This is a genomic window from Burkholderia sp. Bp9140 (assembly GCF_003853425.1).
Lineage (GTDB): Bacteria > Pseudomonadota > Gammaproteobacteria > Burkholderiales > Burkholderiaceae > Burkholderia.
The window spans coordinates 105,357-126,117 of record NZ_QTPQ01000023.1 but is presented as its reverse complement, the minus strand read 5'-3'; the positions used below and the strand labels follow the sequence as shown (position 1 = coordinate 126,117).

At 66.6% G+C, this 20,761-nt stretch carries 14 protein-coding genes; 10 read left to right on the top strand and 4 right to left on the bottom strand.

Annotation, left to right across the window (positions count from 1 at the left end):
* Positions 1–74: 74 nt before the first annotated feature.
* From glyA to DIE21_RS20160, 7 genes are all read left to right on the top strand, one after another.
* A complete protein-coding gene (glyA, locus tag DIE21_RS20190) occupies positions 75–1,370 on the top strand; it encodes a serine hydroxymethyltransferase (RefSeq protein WP_124499375.1) in 1,296 nt (431 codons plus the stop codon).
* Between the two features lie 160 nt (positions 1,371–1,530).
* Complete coding sequence (locus DIE21_RS20185) at positions 1,531–2,418, top strand: dihydrodipicolinate synthase family protein (RefSeq protein WP_124499374.1); 888 nt, start codon at positions 1,531–1,533, stop codon at positions 2,416–2,418.
* A 6-nt stretch (positions 2,419–2,424) separates the two neighbouring features.
* On the top strand, positions 2,425–3,756 hold the full coding sequence (locus DIE21_RS20180) for an FAD-binding oxidoreductase (RefSeq protein WP_124499373.1): 1,332 nt from the start codon (positions 2,425–2,427) through the stop codon (positions 3,754–3,756).
* A gap of 16 nt (positions 3,757–3,772) precedes the next feature.
* A complete protein-coding gene (locus DIE21_RS20175; protein WP_124499372.1) occupies positions 3,773–5,266 on the top strand; it encodes an aldehyde dehydrogenase in 1,494 nt (497 codons plus the stop codon).
* 526 nt (positions 5,267–5,792) lie between these two features.
* The gene (locus tag DIE21_RS20170; protein WP_124499371.1) at positions 5,793–6,794 is read left to right on the top strand and encodes a LysR substrate-binding domain-containing protein; all 1,002 of its coding nucleotides are present in this window, start codon (positions 5,793–5,795) and stop codon (positions 6,792–6,794) included.
* Positions 6,795–7,376: 582 nt separating this feature from the next.
* On the top strand, positions 7,377–10,898 hold the full coding sequence (locus tag DIE21_RS20165; RefSeq protein WP_124499370.1) for a pyruvate carboxylase: 3,522 nt from the start codon (positions 7,377–7,379) through the stop codon (positions 10,896–10,898).
* Positions 10,899–11,139: 241 nt separating this feature from the next.
* Complete coding sequence (locus DIE21_RS20160; protein WP_260432533.1) at positions 11,140–12,030, top strand: GNAT family N-acetyltransferase; 891 nt, start codon at positions 11,140–11,142, stop codon at positions 12,028–12,030.
* Positions 12,031–12,122: 92 nt separating this feature from the next.
* Here DIE21_RS20160 and DIE21_RS20155 read toward each other — a convergent pair whose 3' ends face one another.
* From DIE21_RS20155 to DIE21_RS20140, 4 genes are read right to left on the bottom strand one after another with little or no spacing between them, the layout of a single operon-like run.
* Complete coding sequence (locus tag DIE21_RS20155) at positions 12,123–13,400, bottom strand: MFS transporter (protein ID WP_124499369.1); 1,278 nt, start codon at positions 13,398–13,400, stop codon at positions 12,123–12,125.
* 26 nt (positions 13,401–13,426) lie between these two features.
* Positions 13,427–16,249 carry a molybdopterin cofactor-binding domain-containing protein gene (locus DIE21_RS20150; protein ID WP_124499368.1) on the bottom strand — a complete coding sequence of 941 codons (2,823 nt, stop codon included), beginning with the start codon at positions 16,247–16,249 and terminating at the stop codon, positions 13,427–13,429.
* Positions 16,230–17,084 (bottom strand): xanthine dehydrogenase family protein subunit M, encoded by an 855-nt coding sequence (locus tag DIE21_RS20145; RefSeq protein ID WP_124499367.1) that lies wholly within the window; start codon positions 17,082–17,084, stop codon positions 16,230–16,232. The genes DIE21_RS20150 and DIE21_RS20145 overlap by 20 nt, the downstream gene beginning before the upstream one ends.
* Before the next feature lie 57 nt (positions 17,085–17,141).
* Positions 17,142–17,819, bottom strand: a complete 678-nt coding sequence (locus tag DIE21_RS20140) for a TetR family transcriptional regulator (RefSeq protein WP_124499366.1) — start codon at positions 17,817–17,819, stop codon at positions 17,142–17,144.
* Positions 17,820–18,150: 331 nt separating this feature from the next.
* On the opposite strand from DIE21_RS20140, the gene DIE21_RS20135 reads away from it, so the two are divergent.
* From DIE21_RS20135 to DIE21_RS20125, 3 genes are all read left to right on the top strand, one after another.
* Positions 18,151–19,563 (top strand): sensor histidine kinase, encoded by a 1,413-nt coding sequence (locus DIE21_RS20135; protein WP_124499365.1) that lies wholly within the window; start codon positions 18,151–18,153, stop codon positions 19,561–19,563.
* A 253-nt stretch (positions 19,564–19,816) separates the two neighbouring features.
* Positions 19,817–20,194 (top strand): BON domain-containing protein, encoded by a 378-nt coding sequence (locus DIE21_RS20130; protein ID WP_124499388.1) that lies wholly within the window; start codon positions 19,817–19,819, stop codon positions 20,192–20,194.
* A 96-nt stretch (positions 20,195–20,290) separates the two neighbouring features.
* Positions 20,291–20,731 (top strand): DUF3331 domain-containing protein, encoded by a 441-nt coding sequence (locus DIE21_RS20125; RefSeq protein WP_124499364.1) that lies wholly within the window; start codon positions 20,291–20,293, stop codon positions 20,729–20,731.
* Positions 20,732–20,761 lie beyond the last annotated feature (30 nt).

Sequence of the window (20,761 nt, the reverse complement as noted above, 5' to 3'; positions counted from 1 at the left end):
AGGGCGCCGGCCTTGCGGTATGCGGTACATGCAGTTCATGCAGCCCGTAACGATTCGCGCCGCGGAGTCACCAAGTGAACGAGAACGCCCGATTTTTTTCCGAAACGCTCCAGAGCCGGGATCCGGTGATCGCATCGGAGATCGCACTGGAACTGCGTCGCCAGCAGAGCCAGATCGAACTGATCGCGTCCGAAAACATCGCGTCGGCGGCGGTGCTGGAGGCGCAGGGCACCGTGCTGACGAACAAGTACGCGGAAGGCTATCCGTCCCGGCGGTACTACGGCGGTTGCGACCACGTCGACCGGATCGAGTCGCTCGCGATCGATCGCGCGTGCGCCCTGTTCGACGCCGCGCAGGCGAACGTCCAGCCGCACTCGGGCGCGCAGGCCAACGGCGCGGTGATGCTCGCGCTCGTCAAGCCCGGCGACACGGTGATGGGCATGTCCCTCGATGCGGGCGGCCATCTCACGCACGGCGCACGGCCCGCGCTGTCGGGGAAGTGGTTCAACGCGGTGCAGTACGGCGTGAGCCCGGACACGCTGCGCATCGATTACGACGACGTGCGCCGGCTTGCCGAGCGGCATCGCCCGAAGCTGATCATCGCCGGTTACTCCGCGTATCCGCGCGCGCTCGACTTCGCCGCATTTCGCGAGATCGCGGACAGCGTCGACGCGAAGCTGATGGTCGACATGGCGCACATCGCCGGCATCGTCGCGGCCGGCCGGCACCAGAACCCGGTGCCGTTCGCCGACGTGGTGACGTCGACGACGCACAAGACGCTGCGCGGCCCGCGCGGCGGCTTCATCCTGACGAACCACGCCGAGATCGCGAAGCAGATCAATTCGGCGGTATTTCCGGGGCTGCAGGGCGGCCCGCTGATGCATGTCGTCGCCGGAAAGGCGGTGGCGTTCGCCGAGGCGCTGCGCCCGGAGTTCACGCGCTATATCGACCAGGTGTTGCGCAATGCGCAGACACTCGCCAACGTGCTGACGGCCGGCGGCCTCTCGCTCGTCACGGGCGGCACGGACAACCACCTGCTGCTGGTCGACCTGCGTTCGCGGCGCATTACCGGCACACAGGCCGAGAAGGCGCTGGAGCGCGCCGGCATCACCTGCAACAAGAACGGCATTCCGTTCGATACGGAAAACCCGATGGTCACGTCCGGCATCCGGCTCGGCACGCCGGCCGGCACCACGCGCGGCTTCGGACCCGCGCAGTTCGAGCAGATCGGGGAAATGATCCTCGAAGTCCTGGCGGCGCTCAAGCGCGATCCGGGCGGCGACGAAGCGGTCGAGCGCTCGGTGCGGACCCGCGTGCGCGACCTGTGCAGCCAGTTCCCCATTTATGCGCATGTGGAGGCATTCGCCTGATCCCGGCATCGGCGCCGGACCTGAACATCGTTCCGATCACGTAGCGAATCGATCGGCGTGGCTGCGCGAATGCCGCGACGCGCCGACGGCGTTTTGTCGAATTGCCGGTTTCCCGCTCGACGGCGAGAACCCGGCGCACCCACCTGAATGAGGAATCAAAATGAGCTTCGAGGGCGTACACACACCGCTGGTCACCCCGTTCGACGCGGACGGCGAAATCGATCATGCACTGCTGGGCCGCCATGCGGCCGATCTCGCGGGCCGGGTGTCCGGCCTCGGCATCGGCGGGACGACGGGCGAATACTACGCATTGAGCTTCGACGAGCGCGTGCGCACGTTCGACACGGTTGCTGCCGCGGCCGGCGGCAAGACGTTCCTGACCGCGGGCATCAACGCGACGACGACGAAGGAGGTGCTGCGCCTCGGCCGCGAAGCGAAACGCGCGGGACTGAACGCGCTGCTGGTTGCGGCGCCGTACTACGCGCAGCCGACCCAGCAGGAACTGCTCGCGCACCTGCTCGCGGTGGACGACGCGCTCGACATGCCGATCATGCTGTACAACTTCCCGGCCCGCACGGGCACGGAAATCGGCGACGACATTCTCGAGACGCTGCTCGAGCGCAAGAACTTCGTCGCGATGAAGGAAAGCACCGGCGATATCGCGCACCTGCATCATCTGTCGACGCATTTCAGCGACCGGCTCGTGCTGAGCTGCGGGATGGACGACCAGGCGCTCGAGTTCTTCGCGTGGGGCGCGCGCAGCTGGGTGGGCGGCGCGTCGAACTTCCTGCCGGAAGCACACACCGAGCTGTTCGACGCCTGCGTGAAGCGCGGCGATTTCGCGACCGGCCGCAAGCTGATGGCGCAACTGCTGCCGGTGCTCGAACTGCTTGAGCGCAGCGGCAAGTTCATCCAGTACGTGCGCTACGGCTGCGAGCTGGCCGGCCTGCCGGTCGGCGTCGCCCGCGCACCGCTCGGCGCGCTGTCGGATGACGAGCGCGACGCGTTCGCGAAGCTCGTGAAACCGCTGCTGCGCGACGCCGGGTAATCCATCATGGGCTCGAATCTGGAATTCGCGCGGTTTCCGGCGCCGGACGGGACGAACGGGTGGTGGGAGACCCTGCCGCCGGCGCAGGAAGCGAAGGCCGTCACATCCGACAGCCGGTTCGACTGGGTGGTCGTGGGCGGCGGCATCACCGGCCTTTGCGCGGCGCGCCGGCTCGCGGAGCTCGCGCCCGGCGCGTCGATCGCGCTCGTCGAGGCCGACCGGATCGGACGCACGACGGCCGGGCGCAATTCCGGATTCTTCGTCGACCTGCCGCACGACATCAGCAGCGAAAGCTACTCGCGCAGCATCGACGAGGATCGTGCCGACGTGCGGTTTCAGCGCCACGGCATCGACTATGTGCGCGCGATCGTGCGGCGCTTCGGCATCGACTGCGACTGGCGCGACGACGGCAAATTCCACGCATCGGTGAACAAGAAGGGCGCCGCCGCGCTCGCGCATTTTGCCGACGGGCTGACCCGCATCGGCGAAGCGTTCGAATGGCTCGACCAGGCCGGGATCCAGGCGGTGACCGGAACCGACTTCTACACGGGCGCACTGTTCACGCCCGGCTGCAGCACGGTGCAGCCGGCCGCGCTGATGCGCGGCCTGGCGGCGACGCAACCGGACAACGTGACGGTGTTCGAGCTCAGCCCCGTCACGCGGATCGAACCTCGGGGCGACACACGCGTGCTGCACTTCGCCGGCGGCACGATCGTCGCGAAGCAGGTGATCCTGTGCACGAACGCGTATGCGGCGACCTTCGGCATGCATTCGAACGGCCTGCTGCCGGTGTACACGTTCGCGTCGCTCACGCGCCCGATGAATCCCAACGAAGTGGCGAAACTCGGCGGCACGCGCTCGTGGTCGCTGATTCCGGCCGATCCGATGGGCACGACGGTGCGGCGGCTGATCACCAACCGCATTTGCGTGCGCAACCATTTCGCGTTCCGGCCGGACGTGAAGGCGTCGCAGGCCGATCTCGCGAAGTCGCGGCATCTGCATCGGCGCTCGTTCGAGCGCCGCTTCCCGATGCTCGGCGGCGTCGAGCTCGAATATACGTGGGGCGGGCCGCTGTGCCTGTCCGCCAACAACGGTGCGCTGTTCGGCAAGCGCGACGACGGCCTCTACCAGGCGATCGGCTGCAACGGCCTCGGCCTGAGCCGCGGGTCGGCCTCCGGCAAGCTGATCGCCGAACATGCGCTCGGCGAATCGAACAGCCTCGTGCAGCAGTTGCTGAAGCAGCCGCGTCCGCGCCCGCTGCCGGTTCGACCGATCGTCGACCTGGCCGTGTCGGCAACGATCTGGGCCAAGGAATTCTCGGCCGGTGCCGAGCTTTGATGATTGAGGAAATGACATGACGACCCATCAGGATTGGAAACAGCAGGCGAATGCGTTGTCGCTCGACGGGCGCGCGTTCATCGCGGGGCAACGTAGCGCGGCGGCGTCGGGCGAGACGTTCGCGACGCTCAACCCCGCGTCCGGCAAGGTGCTCGCCGAGGTGGCGCGATGCAGCGAGCAGGACGTCGAGCGGGCGGTCGCGGCCGCGCGCGACGCGTTCGAATCGGGTGTCTGGTCGAAGGCCGCGCCCGCGCACCGCAAGGCAGTGCTGCTGCGCGTCGCGCAGCTGATCGACGAGCATGCGGAGGAGCTCGCGCTGCTCGAGGCACTGGAAGCCGGCAAGCCGATCGGCGAATGCCTGGGGCTCGATATTCCCGAGTCGGCCGCATGCATTCGCTGGCACGCGGAAGTGACCGACAAGCGCTACGACGCGTTGTCGCCGTCGGGTGCGGGCGTCGTGAGCATGATCACGCGCGAGCCGATCGGCGTCGTCGGCGCCGTGCTGCCGTGGAATTTCCCGGCGCTGATGCTCGCGTGGAAGATCGGTCCCGCGCTGTCGGTGGGCAACAGCGTGGTCGTGAAGCCGGCCGAGCAGACGTCGCTGTCGACGCTGCGGATCGCCGATCTCGCGCTGGAAGCCGGCGTGCCGCCGGGCGTGTTCAGCGTCGTCACCGGGTTCGGCGGCGAAGCCGGCGAGGCGATCGGCCGCCATCCGGATGTCGATCTCATCGCGTTCACCGGCTCGACCGCGACCGGCAAGCGGTTCCTGCACTACTCGGCCGATACCAACCTGAAGCGCGTCGTGCTCGAGTGCGGCGGCAAGAATCCGCAGGTGATCCTGCCGGACGTCGCGAACCTCGATGCGGTGGCGGAACAGGCGGTTGCGGCCGCGTTCTGGAACATGGGCGAGAACTGCAGCGCCGGCTCGCGGATCCTCGTTCCGTCGAGCCGCAAGGCAGAACTGCTGGAGAAGGTCCAGGCCGTGCTCGCCGGCTGGAAGACCGGCGATCCGCTCGACCCGGACGTGAAGCTCGGCGCGCTGATCGAGCAGAAGCACTACGAGAAGGTGCTCGGCCATATCGAGAAGGCGAAGGCGGAAGGTGCGCGCGTGGTGTGCGGCGGGCACGCGATCCTCGCGGAGACGGGCGGCTGGTTCGTCGAACCGACGATCTTCGATCAAGTGACGCCGGAAATGAGCATCGCGCGCGACGAGGTGTTCGGGCCGGTCGTGTGCGTCATCGAATACGACGACGTCGACGATGCGGTGCGGATCGCGAACGACACGTGCTACGGGCTGGCGGCGTCGCTGTGGACCGACAACGTGAACAGCGCGCACAAGGTCGCCGCGCGGATTCGCGCGGGAACGGTCACGGTGAACTGCTTCGGCGAAGGCGACCTGTCGACGCCGTTCGGCGGCTTCAAGCAGTCGGGTTTCGGTGGGCGCGACAAGTCCGTCTACGCGCACGATCAGTATTGCGAGCTGAAGACCACCTGGCTGAAGCTCGACTGAGCGCGCGCCGGATGCGCCGCACGCCGGGCCCGCGCGGCCTGGCCGGCGGTATGCGCGCAGCGGCTGCGGCCGCTTCACGCACGCCTCGGCTTGACCGCGATGCCGCCCTGCGCCATGCCGCGCGAGCACGGCCGCCGGTCGATCGGCCGGCGCAAGCCACGCAAGCCGCGCGCGACGAACGGCGGTGCGTCCGGCTGCCTGCCGTGACGGCCCGGCCTGGCAGGTGGTGCGCTGCGCAAATGCGCGGTGCGGGGGCGGCGCGGCCGACGGGCATGCCGGTTCGCCGTTCGTCTTGCAGTCCCGATCATCGCTTCCGATAATGGCGATGCGGTGCACAATCGATCGACAATGACGTCGTCGTGACGCCGCTTCGGCGCCGCCGCCGTTGCCAGCCACCCCGGCTGGCACGCAAGCTGCAATATTCGGATAATTAAGGTTTGCGATGACACGGCCCGCGGGCAGCCGGCAGGCTGCGGACGACGGGTTCGTCGGCGCCGCGTCCGACCCCCGTTTGAGAGTGAAAGCCATGTTGAAGAAGCAATTGTTTGCAGACCGACTCCTCGCGCAGATGCCGTCGCTTCGGGCGCTGCGGTGCTTCGTGACGGCGGCGCGCTACGAAAGCTTCACCCAGGCGGCCGAGGTGCTGTGCGTGACGCAGGCCGCGATCAGCCGGCAGATCAAGGAGCTCGAGGATTCGCTCGACGTCGCGCTGTTCGAGCGGACCGGCCGGCATATCGCGCTGACGGATGCCGGACGGATTCTCTACAACGCGTCGTATCTGTCGATCATGAACATCGCCGAGGCGGCGGAGGCGGTGCGCCGCACCGACAAGCACGCGCTGATGATCTGCGTGTCGCACACGTTCTCGGCGCTGTGGCTGTCGTCGCGGCTGCCGGCGTTTCGCGAGCAGTTTCCGGATATCCGGCTGCACGTGATCGTCACCGAGCACTTCATGGAGCTCGACGGGCTCATCGAGCCCGACGTGATCATCACGAAGAACCCGCCGCGCGAGGCCGAGTTCGAAGTCGAGCCGCTGTTTCACGACATCGTGTACCCGGTGTGCAGCCCGTCGTTTCACGAACGCCATTTTCATGGCCGGTCGCTCAAGCCGCTGGACCTGCTGTCGTGCCCGACCCTGAACCTGTCGATGCTCGGCCGCGCGCAGGTGTGCGAGCACGTCGACTGGCGCGTGTGGCGCAACTGGTTCCAGCAGAGCGACGGCACCGACACGCTGACCGAGAACAAGCATCTGGAAAGCAACGACTACCGGCTGCTCGTCGCGCAGGCCGAGGCCGGCGAGGGCACGCTGCTGGGCTGGCATCACCTCGTGCACCGGCAGATCGACCAGGGCATCCTGATGCGGCCGGTGCAGGACGTGCTGGTGTTTCGCGATCGCCATCATTACCTGATCACGCACCGGAATGCGCAGCCGCGCCCGGAGTATCGGCTGTTCCGGCAGTGGCTGAGCGACGAGGTCGGCGTGATGATGCGCGGCTGGCTCGATGCGGGCGTCGAGATCGGGCAATGACACGCTGTCCCGCACCATGCGTCCATACGGTGAGACCTGCGCCGGTTGCCTTGTGTTCGGTTTGCCGCGCGCAAGTCCCGCGTCCCGAGGCCGGGTGAGCCGGCAAGGTCAAGTGCCGGCGGCAGTTCGATTGCCCGCGCAATGAGACGCGCATTCCTTGCGCATGGGATACCGCGGATGTTCGCGGCCGGCCGGATTTCAGAATTGAAACCTCGATTTCGTATGTGAGCCGATACGGGGCCGGGTTTCGCGTCGGGACACCGTCCATCAACGCCGTCCGTTCGATATTCGATGTGGCCTGCTTTTTGCATCAATGGAGCGACATGACCGGTCTTTCCGGATGAAACGAACCGGACCGACGACCGGCCTGTGAGCCGCTCCCTTATTTCCGGCCGGTCGGCTGGATGCTATTCGCCGTCGCGATGTCGATAGCGGCTGTCGTGCGATATGGCGAACATGTTGGCTGGCGAAAGCCGGGACGATGCAACCGCGAATGACCGATGCGAGGCCTGCATGCCGCCCAGCGAAGCAACCGGGCGGCGGACGGCGCATCGGCGAGTTCAATTCAACTTTTCACTATCCATGGCTGCCGTGACGCCTACCCCCATCCAGTCCATCCTGATCGCGAACCGCTCGGAAATCTCGATTCGCGTGATGCGTGCCGCCGCCGAGCTGAACATCCGCACGGTGGCGATCTATTCGAAGGAAGACCGTCTCGCGCTGCATCGCTTCAAGGCGGACGAGAGCTACCTGATCGGCGAAGGCAGGAAGCCGCTCGCCGCGTATCTCGACATCGACGACATCCTGCGCGTCGCGCGGCAAGCCAACGTCGACGCGATCCATCCCGGCTACGGCTTCCTGTCCGAGAACCCCGACTTCGCGCAGGCCGTGATCGATGCCGGCATTCGCTGGATCGGCCCGTCGCCGGACGTGATGCGCACGCTCGGCAACAAGGTGGCCGCGCGCAACGCGGCGATCGCCGCCGGCGTGCCGGTGATGCCCGCGACCGCGCCGCTGCCGGACGATCTCGCGGCATGCAAGGCGCTGGCCGCGGAAGTCGGCTATCCGCTGATGCTGAAGGCGAGCTGGGGCGGCGGCGGACGCGGGATGCGCGTGCTCGAAAGCGCGCAGGACCTCGAGACCCTGCTGCCTGTCGCGCGCCGCGAGGCACTGGCCGCGTTCGGCAATGACGAGGTGTATGTCGAGAAGCTCGTGCGCAATGCGCGCCACGTCGAGGTGCAGGTGCTCGGCGATACGCACGGCACGGTCGTGCATCTGTACGAGCGCGACTGCACGGTGCAGCGGCGTAACCAGAAGGTGGTCGAACGCGCACCGGCGCCGTATCTCGATCACGACGGCCGGCACGCGCTGTGCGAATCCGCGCTGCGGTTGATGCGCGCGGTCGGCTATACGCATGCGGGCACCGTCGAGTTCCTGATGGACGCCGACACCGGCCAGTTCTACTTCATCGAGGTGAACCCGCGTATCCAGGTCGAGCACACGGTGACCGAGATGGTCACCGGGATCGACATCGTGAAGGCGCAGATCCGCATCACGGAAGGCGGGCGGATTGGTCTGGCCGACGATGTCATGGATGGCGCGGGCACGCTCGTCGAACGTGCGGCCGGCGTGCCGGAACAGCAGGCGATTCCGCTGAACGGCAACGCGCTGCAATGCCGGATCACGACCGAGGATCCGGAGAACGATTTCCTGCCCGACTACGGGCGACTCACTGCCTACCGCAGCGCGGCCGGCTTCGGCGTGCGCCTCGATGCCGGCACCGCGTATGGCGGCGCGGTGATCACGCCGTACTACGACTCGCTGCTCGTCAAGGTGACGACGTGGGCACCGACGGCGGCCGAATCGATTCACCGGATGGATCGCGCACTGCGCGAGTTCCGGATTCGCGGTGTCACGTCGAACCTGCAGTTCCTCGAGAATGTGATCAACCACCCGGCCTTCATCGCGGGCGACGTGACGACACGCTTCATCGACAAGACGCCGGAGCTGCTCGCATTCGCGAAGCGCGGCGATCGCGCGACGAAGCTGCTGCGCTATCTCGGCGAGCTGAACGTGAACGGCAACGCCGAGATGAGCGGCCGCACGCTGCCGGCGCTGCCGTTGTCGAAACCCGTGCTGCCGAAGATCGATACGGCCGTGGCGATCCCGGCCGGCACACGCGATCGCTTGCGTGAGCTTGGCCCCGAGAAGTTCGCGAACTGGATGCTCGACCAGAAACAGGTGCTGCTGACCGACACGACGATGCGCGACGCGCACCAATCGCTGTTCGCGACGCGCATGCGCACGGCCGACATGCTGCCGGTCGCGCCGTTCTATGCGCGCGAGCTGTCGCAACTGTTCTCGCTCGAATGCTGGGGCGGCGCGACCTTCGACGTCGCGCTGCGCTTCCTGAAGGAAGACCCGTGGGAACGGCTCGCGCTGCTGCGCGAACGCGTGCCGAACATCCTGTTCCAGATGCTGCTGCGCGGTTCGAACGCGGTCGGCTATACGAACTACGCGGACAACGTCGTGCGCTTCTTCGTGCAGCAGGCCGCCAGTGCCGGCGTCGACGTGTTCCGCGTGTTCGATTCGCTGAACTGGGTGCGCAACATGCGCGTGGCGATCGATGCGGTGGGCGAGAGCGGGATGCTGTGCGAAGGCGCGATCTGCTACACCGGCGACCTGTTCGACACGTCGCGTTCGAAGTACGACCTCAAGTATTACGTCGGCATCGCGCGCGAGCTGCAGCAGGCCGGCGTGCATGTGCTCGGCATCAAGGACATGGCCGGCATCTGCAGGCCGCGGGCCGTCGCGGCGCTCGTGAAGGCGCTCAAGGAGGAAACCGGGCTGCCGGTGCATTTCCATACGCACGACACGAGCGGGATCGCCGCCGCGTCGGTGCTCGCAGCCGTCGAAGCGGGCTGCGACGCGGTGGACGGTGCGCTCGATGCGATGAGCGGCCTCACGTCGCAGCCGAACCTGTCGAGCATCGCGGCCGCACTGGCCGGCAGCGAACGCGATCCGGGGCTTGATCAGGATCGCCTGCACGAAGCGTCGATGTACTGGGAGGGCGTGCGTCGCTACTATGCGCCGTTCGAATCGGAGATTCGCGCGGGCACGGCCGACGTCTACCGTCACGAGATGCCCGGCGGCCAGTACACGAACCTGCGCGAGCAGGCGCGCTCGCTCGGCATCGATCATCGCTGGACCGAGGTGTCGCGCGCGTATGCGGACGTGAACCATCTGTTCGGCGACATCGTGAAGGTCACGCCGACGTCGAAGGTGGTCGGCGACATGGCGCTGATGATGGTCGCGAACGACCTGAGCGTGGACGACGTACGCAACCCGGACAAGGACCTCGCGTTCCCCGAGTCGGTCGTGTCGCTGTTCAAGGGCGAGCTGGGCTTCCCGCCCGATGGCTTCCCGGCGGACCTGTCGCGCAAGGTGCTCAAGAGCGAGCCGCCGGCGCCGTATCGTCCCGGCGACCAGATTCCGCCGGTCGATCTCGACGCCGTGCGCAAGCAGGCCGAGGCCGCGTGCGAGCAGCCGCTCGACGACCGGCAACTGGCGTCCTACCTGATGTATCCGAAGCAGACGGTCGACTACTACGCGCACGTTCGCGCGTACAGCGACACGTCGGTCGTGCCGACGTCGGCGTTCCTGTATGGCCTGCAGCCGCAGGAGGAAGTGGCGATCGACATCGAACCGGGCAAGACGCTGCTCGTGTCGCTGCAGGGCCAGCACGCCGATGCGCAGGACGGCATCGTGAAGGTGCTGTTCGAGCTGAACGGCCAGTCGCGCTCGGCGCTGGTCGAGCAGAAGACGGTCGTGCAGGCGGGCAAGGAGCGCCATGGCCTGCAGCGTGCCGATCCGGCGAATCCGCTGCATGTCGCCGCGCCGATGCCGGGCTCGGTGGTGACGGTGGCCGTGCAGCCGGGCCAGCGCGTGACGGCCGGCACGACGCTGCTCGCGCTCGAGGCGATGAAGATGGAAACGCACATCGCGGCGGAGCGTGACTGCGAGATCGCGGCCGTGCACGTGAAGGTCGGCGAGCGGGTCGCGGCGAAGGATCTGCTGATCGAGTTGAAAGACCCGACGCAATGAGTCCTGGCGTGAGCGGTTGTCCGTGCTGACCGTGGCGGGGATCGTGGCGGGAACGCCACCCGCCCGGGCGGCGGGCGAACTGTCCGGGGACGGCTGCCTGCACATCATTACCCGTTGACGCGCAGGCAGCCGGCTTGCCGCCGGGTCGGTACGCCGCGTCGTTCCTCCCCTTGCCGGTGACGATTGCCACCCCCGGGCTCGCGCCGAGCCGCGTCGACATTCCGTGGGATTGGCGGGCAGGGTGGTTGCGGCTTCGGCGAATGCCCGCGCGTGTCATTTCACCGCGGCGCGGAATGAATCGGTCGCTCGAGTGTTGTCGATAGATCGGCCACGACTTCATTCCGGGAACCCAATGCGCTCTTTGACCGAACTGCTGGATGCATCCGTCACCGCGTGGCACGCGTCGATCGACGCGTTCTGTCGCTTGCAGGACGTCGGTTTCGTGGTACGCGGCGCGCATGGAACCCAGGCGATCTACAGTGGTGCGCCCGTGGCCGTGCTGAACGCGGTCATCAGCATGGCGCGCGAGCCGGATGTCGACGAGATCCGGCGTTTTTCCGAATCGTTCAGCGCGTGCGAATTGCCATGGAGCATCCAGACCCGCGATGGGCGCGCGCAAGCCGACGAGATTCGGCGGATCGCAGGCGATCATGGGCTGACGCAGTGTGTCGCGTTGCCGTTCATGACGAAGCGGCTGGAGCGAGTCGACGCGCCGGCCAAGCTCGATGGGCGCGTGGTCGTGCGGCGCGTGACGGCAGCGGACAGCGAACGATACAACGGCGCGCTTGCCGCCGGCTATGAGGCGCCGGAACGCGTATTTCGACGACTGAGCGCGCCAGCGGTCCTGGAGGCCGACGGCATGATGGGTTTCATGGTGGAATTCGACGGAATGCCGGTCGCGACGTCGTTCGGGGTCGTGCGCAACGATCAGGTCGGCGTATTCAATGTGTCGACGCTACCCGCATACCGGCGACGCGGTTACGCGCGGGCCGCGACTCGGGCGGTGCTGGATGCCGCGTCCGCGAAAGGCGCGCATACCGCGTTTCTGCATTGCACGCCGGCAGGGCGCCACGTGTACGAGTCGATGGGTTTCACCACGGGCGAGGCGTGGCAGGTCTACGTCGGTCGCTGAGCGACGCGGGCGCACGAACTGGTGAATCGCTCGCGGTCTCCGGACGGTGCCCGGCAGCGGGCGTTGCATGGCGCTCATTCCATCGCTGACGTTCAAAGCGATTTGGCCTTCGTCTCCGGCAACAGCAGCACCGCCAGCAGCACCACGCCATAGGCCGCGCCGGAAAAGATCGCGATGGCCAGCGCCAGGCCGAGCGAATGGCTCAGCATCCCGACGAGGCTCGGGAACAGCGCGCCGATTCCGCGACCGAAGTTGTAGGTGAAGCTTTGCGCGTTGGCGCGGAAATTCGACGGATACAGCTCCGTCAGGTATGCGCCGACCCCGCTGAAGATGCCGCAGGAAGAAAAACCCAGCGGGAAGCCCAGCCACAGCATCTGTGCGTTCGACAGCGGAAGCGTCAGGTACAGGCATACCGACACGAGGGACAGCACCGAAAACAGCATGAAGTTGCGTCGGCGTCCCCACCAGTCGGAAAGGTACGCGCCGACGACATATCCGCAAAACGACCCGACGATGATCACGAACAGATAAGCGCTGGTGTCGAGCACGGACAGGTGCCGCTCGATCTTGAGGAAGGCCGGCAGCCAGGTGGACATCGCATAGAAGCCGCCCTGGATGCCGGTGCACAGCAGCGCGGCCAGCACCGTGCGTCGCACCTGCGAACGCGAGAAGATGGCCCACACCGACGGCTGGCCCGCGCCTTGTCGTCGGGCGGCGTCCGCCTGCACGAATACGTCCGGTTCCGGCACGTGCTTGCGTATGTACAGCACGAGCAGGGCGGGCGCGATGCCCACCCAGAACAGGCTGCGCCAGGCCAGCGACTCGGGCAGCACGGAAAACGCAATGCTGTAGAGAATCGCCGCGCAGCCCCAACCGATGGCCCAGCCGCTCTGCACCAGGCCGACCACCTTGCCGCGATGGGCGGGCGCGACGATCTCGCCGATCAGCACGGCACCCACGGCCCATTCGCCGCCGAAACCGAGCCCTTGCAGCGCGCGCAGCACGAAGATCTGCTCGAAGTTCTGCGCGAAGCCGATCGCCAGCGTGCAGACCGAGAACCACAGGATGGTCCCTTGCAAGACCTTGACCCGTCCGTACCGATCCGCCAGGATGCCGGCCATCCAGCCGCCCGCCGACGAGAAAATCAGCGTCACGGTGCTCAGCAGGCCGGCCTTGCCGCGATCGAGGCCCCACAAGTCGATCAGCGAAGCCAGCACGAAGCTGAACACCATGAAATCGAACGCATCGGTCGCCCAGCCGGCGAACGACGCCTTGAACGCGCGCTTTCCGGCGGGATCGAGTTCCCCGTACCAGGACGGGCGGGATACGGCGGCTAGCGAGCCTTGCTCGGCGTTTCTGGTTGGCGTCATCGTGTTTTCAGCGGGTGGAAACGGCCTTATCGAGGCCCTGACGGCTGGTTGCGGGTCGCGAGCGCCAGACGGACGACATCCGGCGTGGCGGGGGCTTCGCGGATGCGCGCGCCGGTCGCGTGATGGATCGCGTTCAGGATGGCCGCGGCCGTGGGAACCAGCGCCGGCTCGCCGATGCCTTTCGCTCCGTACGGGCCGATGGCCGTCGGCGCCTCGATGAAGATCGACTGCACGTCGGGCATGTCATGCACCGTCGGAATCACGTAGTCATGCAGATTGTTGTATCGCCCGGGGTGATACTTCTCCATCAGCGCCATGCCGATACCCTGCGCCACTGCGCCTTCGACCTGTCCTTCGAGCAGCGTCGGATTGACCATCCTGCCGACGTCGTGCGCGGCCACGACCTTGAGCACCCGGACACGCCCGCTCTCGCAGTCCACCGCGACTTCGGCCATCTGCGCGCCGAACGCGTAGGTTGCGTAAGGCGTGCCTTGCCCCGACGCATCGAGCGACGTGGTCGGCGGATCGAAGCTTTCTTCGGCCGCGACGACATAGCCGTGTGCATCGACCGGCAGCGTCCGCAGCGCCAGCGGATTGCCGTCGACGGCAATGCCGCGCGCATCGGACGAAATCCGCGCATCGGGCGCCGCGCCTGCGAGTGCGAGCAGCCGGTGGCGCAGCGTCGTTCCGGCCAGGAAGGCCGCTCGACCGGTGATGAACGTCTGGCGCGAAGCCGACGTGCGGCCGCAATCCGGCGACAGCGCGGTGTCCGGAACGACGAATTGCAGTCGATCGACCGGTACGCCCAGCGCATCGGCCGCGATTTGCGGAATGACGGTGTTCGCGCCCTGGCCGGCGTCCACCGCACCCTGGTGCAGGACGATCGACCCGTCGGGCCGGATGCCGAAGCGGACGGTCGACGGGTTCGGCAAGGCGGTGTTGCCGCAACCATAGAAGAACGCTGCCAGGCCGACGCCATGGCGAATGTGGCCCGGCGACGCTGCATTCAGCGTCGCGATCCGGGCATGCGCGTCACGCCACGCGGGGCGCAGCGCATCGAGGCACGCGACGAGGCCCACGCTGTCGTCGAGGACCTGCCCGGTCGGCAGCGTGTCTCCGGGCCGCAGCGCGTTCATCGCGCGGAACTCGAGCGGATCGATGCCGGCCGTGAGCGCCAGCTCGTCGATCAGCTGTTCCTGCGACATCGTCGTCTGCGGTACGCCGAAGCCGCGGAATGCGCCCGCGGACGTGACGTGCGTATGAATCGCCCGTGCCCGCGCCGTGTAGTGCGGGATCACGTACGGGCCGCCGGCATGCACCGGTACCCGATTCGCGACGGCCGTGCCCCAGGACGCGAACGCGCCGGTATTGAAGTCGCCTTCGAACGTCACCGCACGGAGTCGGCCATCGGCATCGGCGGCCATGCTGGACGTCATGCGGCCGGGATGGCGCTTGGTCGACGTGGCCATCGATTCCTCGCGCGACAACGCCATCGCGACGGGCCGGTCGAGATGCCAGGCCGCGATCGCGAGCAGCGGCTGGACCGTCATGTCGAGCTTGCCGCCGAAACCGCCGCCGACCGCGGTCGCCACGACGCGCACCTGCTCCGGCGGGACGGCGAGAATGCGTGCGAGATCGCCGCGATGCGGATGCGGCGCCTGCGTCGACGAATGGATTTCGATGACGTTGCCCACGCGTCGCGCCCAGCCGGCCTCGGGCTCGAGGTACGCATGCTCGACGAAACTGGATTCGAACGTTGCGCTGACGACGTGACGGGCGTCCTGCGTCGCGCGTTCCGGGTCGCCGCGGCGCACCAGGCCCTCGATCAGCAGGTTGCCGGGACGATCGGCGTGCAGTTGCGGACTGTCGTCCAGCACGGCATCGGCGATCGCGAGAACCGGCTTCAGCGGTTCCCACTGCACCGGAAAACGGTCCAGGTCGAGCGCCGCGATGGCGACGCGCTCGCCGACCACCAGCGCGACGGCCTCGAGATGGTGGCGCGTTTCCGTCTCCGGAAGGACGGGCTGGTCGGCGTAAGGCGTCGCGACGCCATGCAGATTCATGCCGGGCACGTCGGTGTGGGTGAGGACGCGGTGCACGCCCGGATGGGCGTCGACAAACGCCGTGAGGTCGCCGAACACGAAGCGCGCGCGGTGATGCGGGCAACGGACCGCGCGCATGAACAGGCTGTCGGCCGGATAGTCGTCGGCGCCGAAGCGCTGGCTGCCGTCGACCTTTTCCGGGCCGTCGAGGCGCGTCAGCGGGACGCCGACGGACGGCCCTTCGGACGGGGCACGCGTCTGGCATCGCGCGGCGGCGCCGCATCCCACCTCGGTCACGGCGTCGACGATCTTCTGGTAACCCGTGCAGCGGCACAGCACGCCGTCGATGGCGGCCCGCGCACTGGCGCGGTCGGTCACCTGGCCGGCGTCGATTGCCGCCGCCGCTGCGGTGAGCATGCCGGGTGTGCAGAAGCCGCATTGCACCGCCTGATGTGCGAGAAGCGCCTGCTGCAGGCGGCTGCCGCATCGGGTGGCCTCGGCGAGGCCTTCGACGGTGACGACACGGCGCCCTGCGACCTGTCCGACCGGAATCAGGCACGCGTAGCGCGCGTCGCCGTCGACGATCACCGTGCAGCTGCCGCAATCGCCCTGGCGGCAGCCTTCCTTGGTGCCGAACTGGCGCAGGTCCGCGCGCAGATGGTCGACGAGCCGCTGCGAATGGTCTGCCGGCAGGCTCCGCCGCGTGCCGTTGAGTTCGAACCAGTCGGGCTCCGGCGAAACCGGGGCGCTGCCGCCCGCGTTCATCTCGCGAACGTCGGCAAGCGGGTCAGCCAGTGGATGCGCCATGGGCGTTCTCCTGGATGCAGCATGTGAAAGCGCGCGTGATCGCCAGCCGCGCGAGATGAATGCGATGCAACGCGGTCGCCCGGCAGTCGTCAACCGGAGACAGCTCCGCAAGAGGTGCCGCTGCGATCACGCCCGCCAGTTCCCCGCACCGCTTGCCCGCCAGTGCCGCCTCGAGCACGCGCATCCGGCGCGCAACGCCGGAGGCGCCGCCGACGGCAACGGCGGCCGCCTCCAGCGTACCGTCCGCGCGCAGGCGCAGCCGCGCGGCGGCCGAAACGACGGCGAGCGCCGCGCCGTCGCGATTCGTGCATTTGACGAACGACGTACGCTCGTGCGCGCGAGGTTGCTCGAACCGCACGGCAACCAGCAGTTCGTCCGGATGCAGCGCGGTCTGGCGGCTGCCCGGCAGGAACTCGGCCAACGGCAGGCGGCGCACGCCCCGCACGCTCGCCAGCTCGACGCACGCGTCGAGCGCCAGCAGCGCGGGGATGCCGTCCGCCACCGGAGAAGCATGGCACACGTTTCCGCCGATCGTACCCTGGACGCGAATCTGCCGGGGGCCGACGGTAGCGGCCGCCGCCGTGAGCGCCGCGGGCAGCCATGCCGTCCGGGCGATGGTTTCCCAGGTGCTCGCCGCACCGATACGGGTGAGCCCGCCGCACTGCTCGATGCAGCGCAACGCATCGACACGGCTGATATCCACCCATGCCGACCGGGCGGGCACGAGCCCGATATCGGCAAAGGCATCGGTGGCCCCGCACACGATGCGCGGCCGCGGCTGCGCCGCAAGCGCGAAGAGCACTTCCTCGATGGTGTTGGCGCGAAGATAGTTCATCGCAAGGGTGTCAGCATCTTCATGGTTGGACGAGTCGACATCGGCACCGGCACACGCTCAATCGTCGGTCGACGCATCCTTGCGGACAACCCGCAGCACGCTGTCGATCACGAACGCCTCCCAACGGCGCACGGCGTCCGGCGCATTCAGCTCCTCGCCGAGGAACGCGGACAACGTGTGGCGGTTCGACGTATAAAAATACGCAGCCGAGATGATCAGCAGGAAAACGTCGCGCGCATTCAGGTTCTTGCGAAACAGCCCTTGCTCGACGCCGTTTTCGAGGATCTTCGCGATGATCTGCACCGCATGCGACGAGTATTCGCCCCGGCGCTCGAGCCTGGACAGGTGCTTGCCCTTGTGCAGGTTCTCCGTGTTGAGCAGCGTGATGAAATCGGGATTGCGCCAATAGTAGTCCAGCTTGAAGCGAATCACGGATTTGAGCGCTTCCACGGGATTCGAGGGATCGGGCGCCATCTTGACTTCCGCCTCGTCCATTCGTCGATAGATGCCTTCGAGCACCGCGACGAACAGGCCCTCCTTGCTCCCGTAGTAGTAGTAGATCATCCGGTCATAGGACTTCGCCAGCCTGGAAATTCTCTCCACGCTGCCGCCGTCGTAGCCGTAGCGCGCGAAGACCTTAGTCGCCGCGCGCAGGATCTTGTCGCGGGTTTCCTGTGCCGCTGCCTCCCGGACACCGGTTCCACGCACAGCCTTGCCTTTTGCTGCTTGAGCCATACCGTTCCTATGGCGGCCGACAACCTGGCCATGCCGCCTGAAAAAACTTGCAAGAGCGGCCTTCCTCGACTTTCGTACAGGGAACGCTACATGAATTTAAGATTCTACGGAACTCTTCACAGGTCCGCAACAAAACAAAAATTATTCGTATATTCAATGGCTTGCATTTGACTTTCTTGGCCGGGTGGTCGGCGGAAAGCACGACTGTCCGATAGCTTCGTATTTTTATTTCGAGAAAGTGCTGCTACCATTCGTTTGTGGAGTACTCACTACATGAAATGTTGATTTCAGGTTGGCGGAAGCCGAGACCCGGTAAGCAGGAGATAGACGAATGAGCAACGAACTCGACGATTCCTGCAGCACTTTCGCTGCGCGAACTACCTGGAAGTCGCTGTCCGACACGAGCGGCCCTGAAATGACCGCGGTCTTCGAGGAACTGATGTCCCAATCGCAGCTCGCACTGGACATGCAGGTGTTGCGCCAGGTTTCCCATGCGATGGCGAACGAGGTGGCGCCCGCGACGCGCGTCCGGAAATTGCTCGAGGCCGCGATACAGGGTACGGCGGCGACGTGGGGCGTGATTGCCGTCATCCGCGCAGACGGCTGGGAGGGGGCCGCCGATGCGGCGGCGGCGAATGCGCCGCACGTGGAGCGGCTGCCGGTCGACCGGTTGCCGGTCCCGATCATTGCCGCCGCCATGCACCTGCGTAACGGACTGGTGCTGCGCGATGCGTGCGCCGCCGACCATTGGCGGACCGACGATTATGTGCGCCGTCGCAAGCCCCGCTCGGTGATGTGCGTGCCGATACGCTGCAATGGCGCATTGATGGGCGCGCTGTATCTGGAACACGGAGACTTGCCAGGTATTTTCACGTCGGCGAATGCCGCGTTGGTCGAGATCATCGCGCTGCATGCAGGGTTCGTTCTGGAGAACCGGCGTCTTCACGACGCGCTTGCCGCTCAGGACGCACGCCTGGGCGGCATCGCGGCAAGGATCGGCGACACGCCTTCCGACGTGGATCGCGCCGATCGGCTGAAGGCCTACGGCGAGCTGGCGGCTTCGATCGTGCATGAAGTCGCTCAACCGATCACGGCAATCGACACTTCCGCGCGCGCGGGGCTGAAGTGGCTCGAGCGCAGCGCGCCGAACATCGACGCCGCGCGCGAGATGTTCGCCCACATCTGCGCGTGCGCCGCGCGCGCGCGGACCATCGTCAGCGCGCTGCGCGCGAACGCACGGCACGAGGCTCACGCCTTCGCGACGTTCGATCTTGCCGATGCGCTTTCCGAGGCGTGCGAGATCATGGCAAGCACGCTGGATGCGATGAAGGTGCGCTTGCGCGTCGACGGACTCCCGTCCCCGATGCCGATGCGCGGCGAACGCGTTCAGCTGCAGCAGGCCGTCATCGGCCTGCTGATGAACGGCGCGGAATCGATGCTGAGCACACCGGAAGAGCGCCGCGTACTCGTGCTGGCGTGCGAATCCGCTCAGGATCTCTTGCGCATCCGGATCGACGATAGTGGCGACGGCATCGATCCGCGGTTCGCGCAACGCATCTTCGAACCGTTGTTCACCACCAAGCCGCATGGCATGGGCATGGGCCTTTCCATCTGCCAGTCCATCGTGGCTGCGCACCATGGTCAACTGGCGCTGACGCCGCGCGCGGAAGGCGGCACTCGCGCGATGGTGACGCTCCCGCGTGGTCCGGTTGACGGCACGCCGGCCGTACATCAGGCGGCATGACGCGCCGCGACGCGTGCCGCCATGGCCGAAGCCTATACGAACGTATGCGGCCATCCATCCTGACGGGTCATGCGGCTAGCTGCAGATGCTATGGATGCCGTTGACGCTGCGCCGTATTCTGGTTCCACCGGTACACGAAGCGCATCGGCAACGACTCGGGCGACAGGTGATCGAGTCGGCTTCGCGATGTCGCAACGATGCGGACGACCGGAACATGCGTGCCAATCGATACCAGAAACCCAAGGAACCCATCATGACATTTCGACAAATCGTCGTAAATGGCGGCCTGGCGGCCGTCCTGATCGCTTGCCTGCAGTTGCAGGCATTTGCCGACGAACCTGCCAATGCGACGGACACGGATGCCGCGGTGGCATCCACCCAGACGAAAAAGGCCACGCGCGCGGCCAATCGCACATTCTCGCGGTCGATTCAGAAAACGCTGTCTCGAACGAAGGGGCTGGAAGGGAAGGCGATTACGGTGTTCGGCAATGCCGCGACAGGACGGGTGACGCTGGCCGGCCAGGTGGAAACCGAAGACGAAGACCACCTGGCAGTCGAGTCGGCCAGGAAGATCCGCGGCGTCAAATCGGTGAGCAGCAAGCTGATGCTGCGTGAGAAGGGCGGAGCCTGAGCGAGGGCGGGCGCATTGCCGGGCCGGATGACAGGGTATCGGCGATTCGTGCGTCCGCTTTCACATGACCGATCCGATTGATTGGGAGAAGAGGTGATGGTGATGCTGCCTGAAGCGGACATCGTGGCTCGCACGTTGATCAATGTCCTCGATCCTTCGCAAGAACAACGCAGCGTTTGTTTGCGAGCGCAGCGGACACGATACAAGGCGCGACGCCTCGGGTTGTGTCAATGGGATGAGGGCGATGCGCATGCGCGGACCGAGCCGCCTTTCAGAATAGCCGTGATGGAACGCCTTTCGTTGTCCATGATCAGTGTTTCATGGAGCGATTCGTGTTCAGGGCGGTATGCCGAGCAAATCTGGTGCAGGAGCCGCGCGCGCGTCCCGTCGACATGTGCGTTGACGGGGCGTGCGATACGACGCGGTGATCCGGTGTTTCGTCCGCGCGCGAGCGATGTCTGTCTGCCCGCGAACCAGCAGCGGATGATTCTTGCCGCGACCGTTCAACCGTGCATCGACGCGGCCGATGCGCTTTAGACCGGGCGTCGAAAGCGGGTGAATCGCGGA

What these genes read in the sequence shown, in the direction of transcription:
- DIE21_RS20145 (WP_124499367.1), bottom strand. Translation starts at nt 17,084, where the DNA reads ATGAACTATCTTCGCGCCAACACCATCGAGGAAGTGCTCTTCGCGCTT.
- DIE21_RS20165 (WP_124499370.1), top strand. Translation starts at nt 7,377, where the DNA reads ATGGCTGCCGTGACGCCTACCCCCATCCAGTCCATCCTGATCGCGAAC.
- DIE21_RS20125 (WP_124499364.1), top strand. Translation starts at nt 20,291, where the DNA reads ATGGTGATGCTGCCTGAAGCGGACATCGTGGCTCGCACGTTGATCAAT.
- DIE21_RS20185 (WP_124499374.1), top strand. Translation starts at nt 1,531, where the DNA reads ATGAGCTTCGAGGGCGTACACACACCGCTGGTCACCCCGTTCGACGCG.
- DIE21_RS20170 (WP_124499371.1), top strand. Translation starts at nt 5,793, where the DNA reads ATGTTGAAGAAGCAATTGTTTGCAGACCGACTCCTCGCGCAGATGCCG.
- DIE21_RS20140 (WP_124499366.1), bottom strand. Translation starts at nt 17,819, where the DNA reads ATGGCTCAAGCAGCAAAAGGCAAGGCTGTGCGTGGAACCGGTGTCCGG.
- DIE21_RS20150 (WP_124499368.1), bottom strand. Translation starts at nt 16,249, where the DNA reads ATGGCGCATCCACTGGCTGACCCGCTTGCCGACGTTCGCGAGATGAAC.
- DIE21_RS20180 (WP_124499373.1), top strand. Translation starts at nt 2,425, where the DNA reads ATGGGCTCGAATCTGGAATTCGCGCGGTTTCCGGCGCCGGACGGGACG.
- DIE21_RS20175 (WP_124499372.1), top strand. Translation starts at nt 3,773, where the DNA reads ATGACGACCCATCAGGATTGGAAACAGCAGGCGAATGCGTTGTCGCTC.
- DIE21_RS20135 (WP_124499365.1), top strand. Translation starts at nt 18,151, where the DNA reads ATGAGCAACGAACTCGACGATTCCTGCAGCACTTTCGCTGCGCGAACT.
- DIE21_RS20155 (WP_124499369.1), bottom strand. Translation starts at nt 13,400, where the DNA reads ATGACGCCAACCAGAAACGCCGAGCAAGGCTCGCTAGCCGCCGTATCC.
- DIE21_RS20130 (WP_124499388.1), top strand. Translation starts at nt 19,817, where the DNA reads ATGACATTTCGACAAATCGTCGTAAATGGCGGCCTGGCGGCCGTCCTG.